General features: G+C 65.6%; 13 protein-coding genes. 8 read left to right on the plus strand and 5 right to left on the minus strand.

Annotated elements, in window-relative coordinates:
• A partial coding sequence (locus IEY63_RS12580; RefSeq protein ID WP_189069368.1) for a DNA methyltransferase occupies positions 1–1049 on the plus strand: 1049 nt, incomplete at its 5' end.
• Positions 1050–1137: 88 nt separating this feature from the next.
• On the opposite strand, the gene IEY63_RS12585 is transcribed toward IEY63_RS12580, so the two are convergent.
• The 3 genes from IEY63_RS12585 to IEY63_RS12595 all read right to left on the minus strand — a co-directional run bounded on the left by IEY63_RS12585 (position 1138) and on the right by IEY63_RS12595 (position 2954).
• Positions 1138–1485 carry a hypothetical protein gene (locus IEY63_RS12585; RefSeq protein ID WP_189069369.1) on the minus strand — a complete coding sequence of 116 codons (348 nt, stop codon included), beginning with the start codon at positions 1483–1485 and terminating at the stop codon, positions 1138–1140.
• 30 nt (positions 1486–1515) lie between these two features.
• Entirely contained in the window at positions 1516–1974 is a 459-nt protein-coding gene (locus IEY63_RS12590) for a mycothiol transferase (protein ID WP_189069370.1), read from the minus strand.
• A 152-nt stretch (positions 1975–2126) separates the two neighbouring features.
• Positions 2127–2954 (minus strand): hypothetical protein, encoded by an 828-nt coding sequence (locus IEY63_RS12595; protein ID WP_229784687.1) that lies wholly within the window; start codon positions 2952–2954, stop codon positions 2127–2129.
• A 178-nt stretch (positions 2955–3132) separates the two neighbouring features.
• Here IEY63_RS12595 and acnA point away from each other — a divergent pair, with 178 nt between their 5' ends.
• Positions 3133–5844: an aconitate hydratase AcnA gene (gene acnA, locus IEY63_RS12600; RefSeq protein WP_189069371.1), complete on the plus strand. Its 2712-nt coding sequence runs from the start codon at positions 3133–3135 to the stop codon at positions 5842–5844.
• A gap of 171 nt (positions 5845–6015) precedes the next feature.
• On the opposite strand, the gene IEY63_RS12605 is transcribed toward acnA, so the two are convergent.
• Positions 6016–6939, minus strand: coding sequence for a hypothetical protein (locus IEY63_RS12605; RefSeq protein WP_189069372.1), 924 nt, complete (start codon positions 6937–6939; stop codon positions 6016–6018).
• 305 nt (positions 6940–7244) lie between these two features.
• Here IEY63_RS12605 and IEY63_RS12610 point away from each other — a divergent pair, with 305 nt between their 5' ends.
• Positions 7245–7577 (plus strand): HNH endonuclease, encoded by a 333-nt coding sequence (locus tag IEY63_RS12610; protein ID WP_189069373.1) that lies wholly within the window; start codon positions 7245–7247, stop codon positions 7575–7577.
• 366 nt (positions 7578–7943) lie between these two features.
• Positions 7944–9077, plus strand: a complete 1134-nt coding sequence (locus IEY63_RS12615; RefSeq protein WP_229784688.1) for a S8 family peptidase — start codon at positions 7944–7946, stop codon at positions 9075–9077.
• Positions 9078–9334: 257 nt separating this feature from the next.
• Here IEY63_RS12615 and pilC read toward each other — a convergent pair whose 3' ends face one another.
• Entirely contained in the window at positions 9335–10555 is a 1221-nt protein-coding gene (pilC, locus tag IEY63_RS12620; protein ID WP_189069375.1) for a type IV pilus assembly protein PilC, read from the minus strand.
• Between the two features lie 93 nt (positions 10556–10648).
• Here pilC and IEY63_RS12625 point away from each other — a divergent pair, with 93 nt between their 5' ends.
• The 4 genes from IEY63_RS12625 to gatA all read left to right on the plus strand — a co-directional run bounded on the left by IEY63_RS12625 (position 10649) and on the right by gatA (position 14184).
• On the plus strand, positions 10649–11272 hold the full coding sequence (locus IEY63_RS12625; RefSeq protein WP_229784689.1) for an L-threonylcarbamoyladenylate synthase: 624 nt from the start codon (positions 10649–10651) through the stop codon (positions 11270–11272).
• Positions 11269–11802 (plus strand): SMC-Scp complex subunit ScpB, encoded by a 534-nt coding sequence (scpB, locus tag IEY63_RS12630; protein WP_229784690.1) that lies wholly within the window; start codon positions 11269–11271, stop codon positions 11800–11802. The genes IEY63_RS12625 and scpB overlap by 4 nt, the downstream gene beginning before the upstream one ends.
• A gap of 126 nt (positions 11803–11928) precedes the next feature.
• Positions 11929–12690, plus strand: a complete 762-nt coding sequence (locus tag IEY63_RS12635; protein ID WP_189069376.1) for a DUF4388 domain-containing protein — start codon at positions 11929–11931, stop codon at positions 12688–12690.
• Positions 12691–12735: 45 nt separating this feature from the next.
• Positions 12736–14184 carry an Asp-tRNA(Asn)/Glu-tRNA(Gln) amidotransferase subunit GatA gene (gene gatA, locus IEY63_RS12640; RefSeq protein WP_189069377.1) on the plus strand — a complete coding sequence of 483 codons (1449 nt, stop codon included), beginning with the start codon at positions 12736–12738 and terminating at the stop codon, positions 14182–14184.
• Positions 14185–14221: the final 37 nt, after the last annotated feature.

Raw genomic sequence — 14221 nt, forward strand, 5'->3', positions numbered from 1 at the left:
CTCCAGTGTGCTCGTCCCTCTCTTCGAAAGGGTCAGATTCTGGAAGTCATCTCTGGAGCACTACCTCAAACGGCGTGACCTATCATCCTCATGCCAATGGCTGGGCCGTCAGCAGGGAAGTGATGGAACGCTATGACCGCGATGGTCTCCTGTACTTCCCCAACGACCCAGGCGGCCGCCTTCGGCTGAAACGATATCTGGATGAATCACTAGGCGAGAAGATTCAATCGTTATGGGATGACATTCCGCCACTCAGTGCCCATGCCTTGGAACGGTTGGGATACCCAACGCAGAAGCCAGTTTCTTTACTCGAGCGTATTTTGTCCGCCAGTAGCAATCCGGGCGACGTCGTCTTGGATCCCTTCTGCGGCTGTGGCACAACGATCAGCGCTGCTGAAAAACTCGGACGTCAGTGGATCGGTATCGACAGCACACACTTGAGCGTCGGCCTGATCAAGGCGAGATTGAAACGCGACTTTGATCTGCTGCCCAAGCAGGATTACCAGGAGCACGGCACGCCGAGTGATCTGGCGGCCGCACAGTACTTCGCGGAGCAGGATCCATTCCAGTTCCAGTTCTGGATCGTGGGTGAGATCGGTGCGCAGGCCTTTGGCGGGATGGGTGACAGCCGGAAGGGCAAGAAAGGGGGCGATACAGGGATCGACGGTCAGCTCTTCTTCCGGACACCAGACGGCGTCAAGATTGAACGGGCCATCGTGAGCGTGAAGGCTGGGCGCAATCTGAATCCTGCAATGGTGCGCGATCTGCGAGGCACAGTGGAGCGGGAGAAGGCGGCAATCGGCGTGCTGCTGCTGGCGCATGAACCGACACGTGGCATGCTGCAGGAGGCGGCAAGTGCAGGCGTGTACTCGTGGGGCGGTCGGGTTTACCCGAAGCTTCAGCTTCTGACGGTAGCGCAGCTGCTCGCTGGTCAGCAGCCGGATTTACCGCGGGGCGTGGTGAACGTGAGCCTCGAACAAAAGCCCGCGAAGGCTTTGACGGGCAAGCGGGCCAAAGACAAGGGGGCCTCCCCGCTGTTTGCTCCGTAGCTAACGCCAATCAGAACCTACCTGACCCAAGAGCAACGATGCTCTCAAACCGCCCCCACCCTGGCCTGCGCTGGGATGGGGGCATTTTTCAGTTGGCGTGGATGATGCCAGATACCGGCAGTTCCCAGCCATTCAGAACCTTGGCAATCAGCAGAGGCGGACGCCCTTCCGGGTCACAGGGCCAGCCCTGACCCATCTCCATTCGGCCGCACAGGTCGTCCAGCAGGACGCGCGCATCGTCATCACCGTTCACCTCAATGGCTTCGCGGGTAACCGTGGCCGCCCCACCACGGTGAGGGTGCTCGGTGCGTGCGACGAACACGAGCCGGTCGGGCCAGCCGGGTACGGTGCGCACCACGGCGGTCAACTTGATCTCGCTGGGCGCGCGCTCAGCAATGAGGCGATCACCGAGGGCCTGCAATTCATCCAGGATCATGCGGCAGATTATCCCGCAGGCATTCTGCAATCAACAGAACAAAGGTGGAACGGGTTTTTGTGATTCATGTGATGCTAGATCAAACACGTGAAACCACATGAGATGCCAGTTCCTCATGTCTCCCCAGAAGGGCAGTGGCTCATCCGGCCACGCGTCGTCCCGCGCGGCCAGAAGTTCCAGCGTTCCGGTCCGCACCCGATTCAGCTCCTCCAGGTCATGCCGTAGGGGCCGCCCGCGCAGCTTCGCGTGGCCCTGTTCACCCAGATTCAGGCCGGGCCAGTGATGCGCCTCCAGCGCGCTGTCCGGATCGGCGTGTCCGTCACTGATCACCTGGTAGATCCGCTCCATGGCCGCCGTGTGCGCCAGCAGCATGCCCGCACTGTTCGCGTGTCCATCCGGAATGAGGTCCAGCTCCTCCACGTTCAGACCCTGTACCGCTTGCAACGTCGTCTCTCGCTTATACGTCATCATCCCGATCAGGCGGGCCATTATGCGGGTGAAACCGGAACGCTCGGAGATCGGGAGGGACGACATGAGCGCAGGCGAAGCGGACGCGCTGTCCAACTCAGGCGGGTGTGAGCGGCTCCCGCGCCAGTCAGGCTGCTCCGGGCACTGGAAACGCGTCCCAGCTCTACCGGCGCTTACTTTAGTTCGTCAGCGAGGTTGAGCACTGCTTTTTTCAACGTGACGGCGCCGCCCCCGGCGGAGAGGACCTCGCCTGTGCTGCCGTCCACGATGCGGGCCACGGCTCGGGCGGCGCCACTGCCGTCGGGTTCCACGGTGATCTCCAGCCGCTGCCCGTGCCCGAGGCTGGTCGCGGCGGTGTTCAGGCACCAGTCGGCCCAGTTGATCTTCTCGGCCTGCGGGGCGTTCGCTTTCGCCTCCTGCTTCTCGCGGTACGCCTGGGTCTTCTGGTCTACGTGCGTGCGGATGACTTCGAAGCGTTCGGGGTTGGTCAGGGTGTCGAAGGGCACCTCGTCTCCACTGTCCGGGTGGTGGACCAGCGCGTCGGGCTGCATCTTCTTGACAACGCTGGCCATGATGCGCACCTCGGCGGCGGGCACGTCCCAGGGCACGTCGTCCTCGGTGTCGGGCTGAGGATCGGGCGCGGCGGCCTCGACCAGCCGGGCGATGACGCGCTGCTGCTCGGGTTCCAGGTCGGTGATGACCTTCGCGGCGGCGCGGTACGAGCGGGCCTGCGCCTCGTTCTTCGCCTGGATGCCCAGTGGATCGAGGACTTTCGCCACGTCGGACGCGTCGATCAGGCGGCTGGCCTGTGGGGGCGTGAAGCCCCAGCGGTCCTGGAGGTACGCTTCGAAGGACTCGTACGAGGCGCGGTAGAACTCGTTGTCGCGGATCTCGCTGAGGGCCTGTCCGGTGCGGCGGAAGTCGCGCAGGCCGTCGCGGACCGTCTGTTCCAGCGCGGAGAGGCGGGCGGACTCGTGTGGGGCGAGGGAGGCGTTGGTCACGTCCAGAGTATGCGCGAGGGCGGATGTAACTGTCCGTGGCCCCTGGAACATCCAGCTTTCTGTTGTCCCTGGCGGGGTTACGTGATCCTGTTTTCGTGACTGCTCCGGTAACGCCCGCCCACACGCTGACGACATATGATGGAAGGACCGCCCCCTGGGGGCAAGGAGGAAACCAATCATGGCGATGAACCTGTTCGGGACGCGCGACGTCCTCACCACGCAAAGCGGTCAGAAACTCTACTACTACAACCTGAACAAACTTAAGGAGCAGGGCCACGACATCAGCCGCCTGCCCGTCAGCATCAAGGTGCTGCTCGAGAGCGTCCTGCGCGAAGCGAACGACTACGACGTCCGCCGCGAGGACGTCACCACCGTCGCGGGGTGGAAACCCGTCAACGAGGAAGTCGAGATTCCCTTCAAGCCCGCCCGCGTGATCCTCCAGGACTTCACCGGCGTGCCTGCCGTCGTGGACCTCGCCGCCATGCGCAGCGCCATGGTCAAGCTCGGCGGCGACCCCAGCAAGATCAACCCGCTGATCCCCGTGGACCTCGTCATCGACCACTCCGTGCAGGTCGACGAGTTCGGCACCGACTTCGCGCTGGCCAACAACATGGCCCTCGAATTCGAACGCAACCGCGAACGCTACGAGTTCCTCCGCTGGGGCCAGCAGGCCTTCGACAACTTCGGCGTCGTGCCCCCCGCCAGCGGCATCGTGCACCAGGTCAACCTGGAGTACCTCGCCAAGGGCGTCCAGAGCCGCCCCGAAGACGACGGCGTCGTCGTGTACCCCGACAGCCTCGTCGGCACCGATTCCCACACCACCATGATCAACGGTCTGGGCATCGTCGGCTGGGGCGTCGGCGGCATCGAGGCCGAAGCCGTCATGCTCGGCCAGCCCATCTACATGCTGATGCCCGAAGTGATCGGCTTCAAGATCACCGGCGCCATGCCCGAAGGCGCCACCGCCACCGACCTCGCGCTGCGCGTCACCGAGATGCTGCGCGCCAAAGGAGTGGTGGGCAAGTTCGTCGAGTTCTACGGTGCGGGCCTGAGCAACATGACCCTCCCCGACCGCGCCACCATCGCCAACATGGCCCCCGAGTACGGCGCGACCATGGGCTTCTTCCCTGTGGACGACGAGGCGCTGCGCTACCTGCGCCGCACCGGCCGCCTGGACACCGAAGTCGAACTGGTCGAGGCGTACTACAAGGCCCAGGGCATGTACCGCACCGACGAGACCGTCGATCCCGTCTTCACCGACACCATCGAACTCGACCTCGGCACCATCGTCCCCAGCTTGGCCGGTCCCAAGCGTCCCCAGGACCGCGTGGACCTGTCCGGTATGCATACCGTCTTCAACGAGGCCCTCACCGCGCCCGTCAAGGCCCGCGGCTTCGAACTGCCCGCGGATAAGCTGGACGCGCAGGGCACCATCGGCGGCACCGACATCAAGATTGGCCACGGCGCCGTGACCCTGGCCAGCATCACCAGCTGCACGAACACCAGCAACCCCAGCGTGCTCATCGCCGCGGGCTTGGTCGCCAAGAAAGCCGTCCAGCTGGGCCTCAAGAGCAAGCCCTGGGTCAAGACCAGCCTCGCCCCCGGCAGCCGCGTTGTGACCGAGTACCTCGAAGCCGCCGGGCTCCAGAGCTACCTCGACCAGATCGGCTTCAACACCGTCGGTTACGGCTGCATGACCTGCATTGGCAACAGCGGCCCCCTTCCCGAACCCGTCGTGGAAGCCATCCAGGAAGGTGACCTCGTCGTCGCCAGCGTCCTGTCCGGCAACCGCAACTTCGAAGGCCGCGTCAACCCGCACATCAAGGCCAACTACCTCGCCAGCCCGCCCCTGGTCGTCGCGTACGCCCTGGCCGGGACGGTCGTGAACGACATCGTGAACGACCCCATCGGCACCGGCCCCGACGGTCAGAGCGTGTACCTGCGCGACGTGTGGCCCACCACCGCCGAAATCCAGCAGGTCATGGACCAGGCCATCAACGCTGAGATGTTCAAGAAGGTCTACGACGGCATTGAGAAGAGCAACCAGGACTGGAACGCCATCCCCGTCGCCGAAGGCGCGCTGTACGACTGGAAGGAAGACAGCACCTACATCCAGAACCCGCCCTTCTTCGACAACCTCGCCGGTGGCCCCAGCGACATCGTCAGCATCGAGGGCGCCCGCGCCCTGGTGAAGGTCGGCGACTCCGTCACCACCGACCACATCAGCCCCGCCGGCAGCTTCAAGGCCGACACCCCCGCCGGGAAGTTCCTCACCGAACGCGGCATCCAGCCCAAGGACTTCAACAGCTACGGCAGCCGCCGCGGCAACGACCGCATCATGACGCGCGGCACGTTTGCCAACATCCGCCTGAAGAACCAGCTCGCCCCCGGCACCGAAGGCGGCTTCACCACCGACTACACCACCGGCCAGGTCAGCAGCATCTACGACGCTTCTCAGAACTACAAGGCCAGCAACATCCCCCTGGTCATCTTCGCGGGCAAGGACTACGGCATGGGCAGCAGCCGCGACTGGGCCGCCAAGGGCACCTTCCTGCTCGGTGTGAAGGCCGTCATCGCCGAGAGCTTCGAGCGCATCCACCGCAGCAACCTCGTCGGCATGGGCGTCCTGCCCCTGCAGTACAAGAACGGTGAGACCGCCGAGAGCTTAGGCATCAACGGCGACGAGACCTTCGACGTGATCCTCCCCGGCGACCTCAAACCCCGCCAGGACGTCGACGTGAAGATCACCGCCGCCGACGGCACGAGCCGCACCATCACCGTCCAGTGCCGCATCGACACCCCCGTCGAGATCGACTACTACAAGAACGGCGGCATCCTCCAGACCGTTCTGCGCGGCATCCTCGCCAAAGGCAACGAAGTCAAGGCGTAAGGCTGACAGCCTGAACTGAAGGGCCCCCACCCGGGACACTGGGTGGGGGCCCTTCAGGTGACGGCATCTGACGGCGCTTCACCGGAATGACCTTAAAACAGATCTTCCCGGGCCGCCGCTGCATAAGAAAGGGCCTATCCAGCTGGACAGGCCCTTCAGGGTAAACGGTGCTTAGCGGCGGGCGGTGGTGCGGCTGGTGGCGGCGCTGCGGGCGCCCATCACGCTGGCCCCCAGGGTCAGGCCGGCGGCGAGCAGCCAGGCCCAGCCGGTGGTGCTGGCGGCGGTGCGGGCGGTGCGTTCGGTGGCGGCGGCGATCTGCTGGGCCTGCTTCTCGAGGCGGTCCACCTCGCCGGTCACGACCGTGCGGACTTCCTGCGCCTGCGCTTCGCTCAGGCCCTGTCGCTGCAGGCGGGTCACGAACTGCTCACCGGTCAGGGCGTTCTTGATGGCGGTCACGCGCGCCCCGGCGAAGTCGGTGATGTTGCTCAGGTCCTGCTGGCCCAGGTCGTACTGCGCGCGGCGGAAGATGCCGGTCACGACGTTGCTGGTGGCCTGCACCTGCTGCTCGTTCAGCTGGGCGTTGTTGTCGGCGATCAGGTTCACGATGTCCTGCTCGTTGATGCCGCTCACGAAGTCCTGCACGCCGCCGTTCTGGGCGGTGGCGGTCCCGGCGGCGGCCGTGGCGGTCGCGCCGGCCCCCAGGATGTTGCTGGCGGCGGTGGTGGCGCTGCCCAGCAGGCGGCTGGCGCTGTTGAAGGCGAAGACGGTGCTGAGCAGGATGATCATGCCCGCCGTGACCAGCCCGGTCAGAGTGGCGTCGTCGTGGGTCATGGCGGCGATGCCGTCGTCGTTGCGGGTGGCGGGGGCGGCGGCGCGCACGGCGGTCAGGCCTGCCACGTAGGCGCCGACCAGGGCGGCGATGCCGGACCAGATGGCCGCGGCGATGCCGACGCCGGACAGGGTCAGGCCAGTCAGGGCGGTGATCACCGTGCCAAGGGCGATCAGGGTGAAGGTAGTCACGAGGCCCATGACCATCCCGGCGAAGACACCCCTCCAGGAGAGGCGGTGGGACAGACGATCTGCGTTCAGAGTCATGCTGACGATCCTAGAAAGATCTCAGAACGGGTCGCGCTTTCCGGAAGCTTGCCCCAAAAGGCCGTGAATGGTAGGTCAAGGGTCAGGGCAGTCCCCTATACCAGCCAGGGTGGAAACCCGAGCCGCTAAAGACAGATAAGGGTTTGACAGGGTGTGCGTGGTGACTGGCGCCGCTACCGGTAGGCGATTGAACGGCCTCCAGTCATCTGCACCTCTGCTGTAACGCTGCTATGCGCCCCTCGCCGAGGGGACGAACGGTGACTCGGACTGGCCGGTCAGAGGGCGCCGCGCGCTATGGTGCCTTCATGGGCCGTAAGGAACGCGAACAGGCAAGCTGGGTTGAGGATACGCAGGTCGAGCCGCTGGACACTTGTGTCCTCTGCGGACGCGAGGGCGACATGACCGACCATCACCTCGTCCCGAAATCACAGGGTCGGCGCCAGGGTGTCCGCCTGGGCGATATTCCCACCGTGAAGATGTGTGCCGCCTGCCAGGGCTTTCTGGTCAAGACGTTTACCAACGCGCAACTGGCGAACGAACTGAATACGGTGGACACCATCCGGGAGCGGGAGGAAGTGCAGAAGTTCGTAAAGTGGGTGCAGAAACAGCCCCTGTCCCGTGGCGTGCGCGTCCACTGAACGGGCATCCTCGGCCTACGTACGGCGATCTACAGCAGCGCCCGTCAGGCATGCACCTCCAGGGCGTCGGGCTGATCGAGTGTTCACCCCGATAGCTGCCTCTCTGCCGTTCATGGATGATCACTTCAGGTACCCGTCATACTGTTCTGCGTACGCTGACGTATGCGCGTTCTCCTTCCAGTTCTGACGCTCACCTGCCTCCTGGCTGCCTGCAGCAGCGGGAACGGCACGGGCGGCGGAACGACCACCCCTCCACCCACGACCACTATCTGTACGCAGAGCGCCGCGATGGCCCCTCAGGTCGCCTCGCCGCCCACCGCCACCGTCACTTGGACGCCAGGCGAAGCGGACTGGAGCAGGCCGCACGTGCCCGGACGTGTCCTCGTGAGCAGCGTCCCTGGAGGATCGCAACTCTCCACCCTGGGTGTGCAGGCGCAGGCAGTCGCACCTGGCCTAGCCGTTGTCACAGCACCCGCCGGGCAGGAGGCTGCCCTGGCCAGTCGCCTCCACGCTCAGGGTGCTCAGGTGCAACCGGACTACCTGTATCAGTCGCTTGCCACGCCAAATGATCCGGGCGTCCCCGGGAACGTCGGCGTGCCGATCGGTGGCGCCCGATACGTCCAGACGTACCTGACGCGAGTGAAAGCCCCAGACGCGTGGGCTTTCCTCCAGAGCTGCGGGAAGCAGCCTGAGGCAGCCAGCACTGCCGTGCTCGACTCCCTCGTGAACACCTCCCATCCGGACCTTCAGAGCCGCCTCGGTACGGCCCGCTCCTACCTGAACGGCACACCGTCCGACACGAGTGGGCACGGCACAGCCACCACAGGTGAAATCGCCGCGACAACGAACAACAGCCAGGGACTGGCCGGCATGACCTGGAGCGGCGCCGTTCTCCCCATGGAAGTCATCGGGCAGACCGGGGCCTCCACGACCACCATCACGCAGGCCGTGAATGACGCAGTGAAACTGGGCGTGAAAGTCCTGAACATGAGCCTGGGCGCCGCCATCACGACCGCCAGCGACCCTGACCCGGCCCTCTCCAGCGCATTGACCACCGCTGCTAAAAGCGTGGTCATCGTGGCCGCCGCAGGCAACGAACCAGGAAAGGGCCTGTTCTACCCCGCCAGCCACCCGGACGTCATTGCCGTCGGCGCAGCCGGAGCTGACGACGCCCCCACCTGCTACAGCGCCCAGCCCAGCGCCGCACAACCTGGATCCGACACGCACTACATGCTCGCCCCAGGCGGCACGGGCGCGTGTGCCGGGGCCATGAACGCCACGCAGATGCTGCTCCTGAATCAGGCCGGTGGGTACACCCTGGAAGCCGGAACCAGCTTCGCCGCGCCGCTCGTGTCCGGCGCCGCAGCCCTCATGCGCGCCGCCAACCCCAACCTGAGTGCCGCAACGACACGTGACATCCTGCTCACCAGCGCCCGGAAGACCAATAGTGGAACTCGTTTCCTTGACGTCAACGCTGCCGTGAGGGCCGCCACCCGCTGAGACACCGCAACTGTGGTCGGCACCTGGATAAAATGACGAACCTTGTCTCTGTGTGAGCGAAAACGAGTGATCGCGCAAATATTCACATCTGACGCCCTTCCTCAAATTGTTGAAGGGCGTATATTATTCATACTTGATTAGACTCCGAAGATTAAGCTGGTTTATCAAAGGGATTTCCATTTAAAAAAGAGTTCGGAAAACGGATATGGAAAAGAGCCTCTCAGAGTGAGAGGCTTCGTGCTTGGGTTGTGTCGGAATTACTGGCTGAGCTGACCGATGATGGCGAACATGGGGAGGAACATGCCGGCGACGATCGTTCCGACGATACCGCCCAGGAAGACGATCATCAGCGGTTCGATTGCGGCGGTCATGCTGTCAACTGCTTCGTCCACTTCACGGTCGTAGAAATCGGCGACTTTGTTCAGCATGTCATCCAGCGAGCCGGTTTCTTCGCCGATGCTGATCATGCTGACCACCATGGGCGGGAAGACCTTGCTTGTGGCGAGGCTGCTGCTCATCTGCTCACCGACCATCACGACGCTCTTGGCGTTCTCGATGCTGTCCTCGACGATGGCGTTGTTCGCGGTGCCTTTCGTGATCTCGAGGCTCTCGATGATGTTCACGCCGCTGCTGATCAGCAGACCGAACGTGCGGGCGAAGGAGGAGATCGCGCTTTTCTGAATGAGGTTCCCCAAAATTGGGGTCTTCAGTTTGATGTCATCAATGACGACTCGACCCTTGGGCGTCTTATAGTACCAGCGGTACAGGAAGGTCAAGCCGACGATGATGGCGACCAGAATCAGGATCTGGTGTTGCAGGAACGAGGAGACGGCCATCAGCATCTTGGTGATGAAGGGCAGAGGCGCATTCAGCTGTGAAAGGATGTTCGCGAACTGCGGCACGATGGTCGTGAGCAGGAAATAAGTGATGAGAACCGCGAACGTAAGCACGACGGCCGGGTAGGTGAGGGCACTCTTGATCTTGCCGCGCAGCGCGAGTTCTTTTTCTTGGAAGGCAGCGACACGCTCCAGAACGGAGTCAAGGGTGCCGCTGGTTTCCCCGGCGCGGACAAGGTTCAGGTAGAGTCGGTCGAAGATCTTGGGGTGCTTGGCGATGGCGTCACTGAGGGGCGTGCCCGCCTCGATCTCGCTGCGCATCTCCTTGACGACACCCTGGAAGCCTTTGTGTTCAATCTGGCGTTGCAGGATCGCCAGGGACTGGACGAGGGGCACCCCGGCGTTGATCAGCGTGGCGAGCTGCTTGCTGAAAATGGCGACCTGCTTGAGGCCCGGGGGGCGGTTGTCGAGGAAGGGAATCTTGACGTCGGCGTTCAGGCCCGCTTTGGGCGGTTTGATCTCGACGATCATCAGGCCCTTGGAGCGCAGGGCGTCCCGGACCTGGTTGGCCGTCTCGGCTTCCATCTGGGATTTCAGCACCTTGCCGGAGCGGTCACGCACTCGGTATTCAAAGACGGGCATGGGTCTCAGTATAGACTGCGGTTCTTGCGGTGGTATTACGGGTTCGGGGGGGTGCGCTGGACTTCGGGAGCCAGGGAAGGCATGATGGACAGCTTGACGAGAAAATTGTTACAGATCGCGCCGGGGGAGCCGTGGGTGTCCTGGCTGAACCGCGCTGAAGAGGTGCTGCGTGCTGGCGGCGTGGTGGCCTATCCCAGTGAGACGGTATGGGGTCTGGCCGCTCTGCCCGACGTGCAGGGCGTACAGCGGCTGTTCGAGGTGAAGGGGCGCAGCGAGTCGAAGCCGGTGCAGGCGTCGTTCCTGAACCTGAGTGTGGCGCGCCCGTTCGTGGAGGCTGCGGACACGTTCGAGCGGCTGACGGTGTTTCTGCCGGGGCCGCTGACGATCGTGACGCCCGCCTCGGCGGCCTGCCCGGTGACGCTCGCGCCGGGTGGGCGGGTGGGGGTGCGGGTGCCGGATCATCCGGTCGCGCTGGCCCTGCTGGAGCGAATGGGGGGCGTCCTGGCGACGACCAGCTGCAACCGCAGTGGGGCGCCTGCGGCCCTGAGCGCGGTGGAGGCGCAGCAGCTGGGTCTTGCGGATCTGGTGGTGCCGGACGGTGGGGTGAGGGCGCTGGGGCTGCCCAGCACGGTCCTGGACCTTGCCGCGCGGCGGGTGCTGCGCAAGGGTGCCATTCCGGCGGCCCAGATCATGGCCGTGCTGGAGGGAGCGCCGTGAGCGGTCCGTCTCTGTCTGCCTTGATTGGCGCGGCGCTGCTCGCGGCGGGGCGGCCGGTGACGTTGCGGGAGCTGTCGCTGGTGCTGGGCACCCCGGAGGATGCGGCGCGGCGTGAAGTGGAGGCGTTCGCGGCGCGCGTGGCTGCCGGGGACCTGGGCTTTCAGGTGGAGGCCGTGGCGGGCGGGTACCGGCTGGTGGTGCCGCCGGGCACCGCGCCTCACCTGGCGCCGCTGCTGTCTCCGCCGCCCTTACCGGCCCTGAGCAGCGCGGCGCTGGAGGTCCTGGCGGTGGTCGCGTACCGGCAGCCGGTCACGCGGGTGGAGATCGAGGCGATGCGGGGCGGCAGTGCCAGCACGGTCGTGACCCTGCAAGAGCGGGAGCTGGTGAAGGTGGTGGGCCGGTCGGACGCGGTGGGTCAGCCGCTGCTGTACGGGACCACCGAGCGGTTTCTGCTGGAGTTCGGCCTGACGTCCCTGGAGGACCTGCCGCCGCTGGAAGCGGGGAATTTCGCGCACCTGCTGCGCAGCTGACCGGTGGGGGCTGGTGGACCTGGAGGCCTGACCGGGCGTCTGCTCTTGCCGCTGGGAGGGGAATAGGCCAACATGAGGGTTGGAGGGTTGTCCGGAGCAGGTGCAGGTCGGTCCTCACGCCCCGTCATGACCCAGTCCTCTGCAAGTCTCGAACCGTTCGATTTCCTTGAACTGCTGTACCTGCTCTCCGAGCAGGGCCGCAGCGGCGTTCTGCACGTGTACCGCCCGGACGGTCAGTTCCAGGCGTGGCTGGAGAGCGGCCGCGTGCGGCACCTGCAACTGGGTGAGGCCCGGGGCGCGCAGGCCCTGACGCGCCTCATGCAGGACCCCATCGGACGCTTCCATTTCGATGAGGGGGTCACGCACCCGGATCCACGCCTGGACGTGTCGCTGGACGAGGTGGCCATGGAAGCCCTGGAGGCGCTGCCCGTGCAGGACCTGCCGTTCGACGGGCCCGCGCGGATCACGGCGCCGGAGCGGCTGCGTTGCCTGCGCTGGAGCATGAAGGAACTGGATGTCCTGCAGATGATCGAGGCGCAGAAGCCACTCGGTGACCTGAACGGTGACCCGGAGGTGCACCGCCTGCTGCTGAAACTCATCCGGATCGGGCTGCTCGTGCCGCGCCGGTCCCGCACGGCGAGACTGGTGGTGGCCGTCACGCGGCAGGTGCGGGACGTGGTGCTCGTGGATGAGGTGATCTTCCGGCGCTGGAAGGAGGACATCGTGCGCCACCCGCAGTTCGTGGCTGTGAAGCGTGATTCGGGGCAGGTGGTGACGCTGCCGGTGCGTGTGGGGGCGAACATCACCAACCAGCTGCACATCCCGCCGGAACTGCTGATGCGCACGTCCCTGCGGGCCGGGGAGAGCGTGCTCGTCAAACCCGTCTGAGCGTCCCCGCCGGGGCTGGGGGGCTGCCCGGTACACTGGCGCGGTATGGCCTTCACCTCCGCTGCACAGCAGGCGCGCCGCATTCAGGCGCGTGACCTCTCCCCGCAGGACCTGACCACGCAGGCCCTGACCCGCATCGAGTCGGCCCGCGAGCTGAATGCCGTCGTCAGCGTCAATCCGAACGCGCTTGCTCAGGCGCGGGCGGTGCAGTCGCGCCTGGAGGCAGGGGAGAGCCTGCCTCTGGCGGGCGTGCCGGTGATCGTGAAGGACAACATCAACGTGACGGGCACGGAAACGACCTGCGGGAGCCGCATCCTGCGTGGTTACGTGAGCCCCTACGACGCCACCGCCGCCGCGCGCCTGACGCGGGCGGGCGCGGTGATCGTCGCGAAGGCGAACATGGACGAGTTCGCGATGGGCAGCTCCACCGAGAGCAGCGCGCACGGCCCCACCCTGAACCCCTGGGGCCTGGATCGCGTGCCGGGCGGCAGCAGCGGCGGGAGCGCCGTGGCGGTCGCCGCGAACCTCGTGGACATCAGCCTGGGCAGCGACACGGGCGGCAGCGTCCGGCAGCCCGCCGCGTTCACCGGCGTGTACGGCCTGAAACCCACGTACGGCCGCGTGAGCCGCTCCGGGCTGGTCGCGTACGCCAGCAGCCTCGACCAGATCGGGCCCTTTGCCCGCACCGCCGAGGACCTGGCACTCATCATGAACGTCATCGCCGGGCACGATCCGCTGGACGCCACCAGCCTTGACGCGCCACCCACCTTCGCGGCGGGCACGCCGGACGACCTGCGGGGCCTGCGGGTGGGCGTGATCACCGAGAGCCTCGCGGGGAACACGGCCGGTGTGGATAGCGTGCTCAGCGCCATGCTGGACGCCCTGCGCGGCGCGGGCGCGACCGTCAGTGAAGTCAGCGTGCCGGAACTGAAGTACGCCATCGCCGCTTACTACCTGATCGCCATGCCCGAGGCGAGCAGCAACCTCGCGCGGTTCGACGGCATGGTGTACGGCCAGCGCGCGGCGGGCAGCGACCTGACCGAGGCGATGACCCTCACCCGCGAGCAGGGCTTCGGGCCCGAGGTGCAGCGCCGCATCCTGATCGGCACGTACGCCCTCTCCAGCGGGTACTACGACGCGTACTACAGCAAGGCCATGAAGGTCCGGCGCCTGATCGCCGACCGCTTCACGCAGGCCTTCGCGCAGTTCGACGTGCTGGTCACGCCCACCAGTCCCTTCCCTGCCTTCCGGCGCGGCGAGAAGACCAGTGATCCGCTGGCCATGTACGCCGCTGACGTGGACACCGTCGCCATCAACCTCGCGGGCCTGCCCGCCCTGAGCGTCCCCGCCGGGTTCGACACCGCAGGCGGCGTGCGCCTGCCGGTCGGCATCCAGTTCATCGCGCCCCCCCTCCAGGATGAACGCCTCGTCCGGATTGCGGGCGGACTGGAAGGCATCGGGATCGCCCAGCCGCAGGTGGCCCCGGGTTACTGAAGAGATGCGGGGTGTGGGGACCGCGGTTCACCTCCCC

It is taken from the genome of Deinococcus radiotolerans (genome assembly GCF_014647435.1).
Taxonomy (GTDB): Bacteria; Deinococcota; Deinococci; order Deinococcales; family Deinococcaceae; genus Deinococcus; species Deinococcus radiotolerans.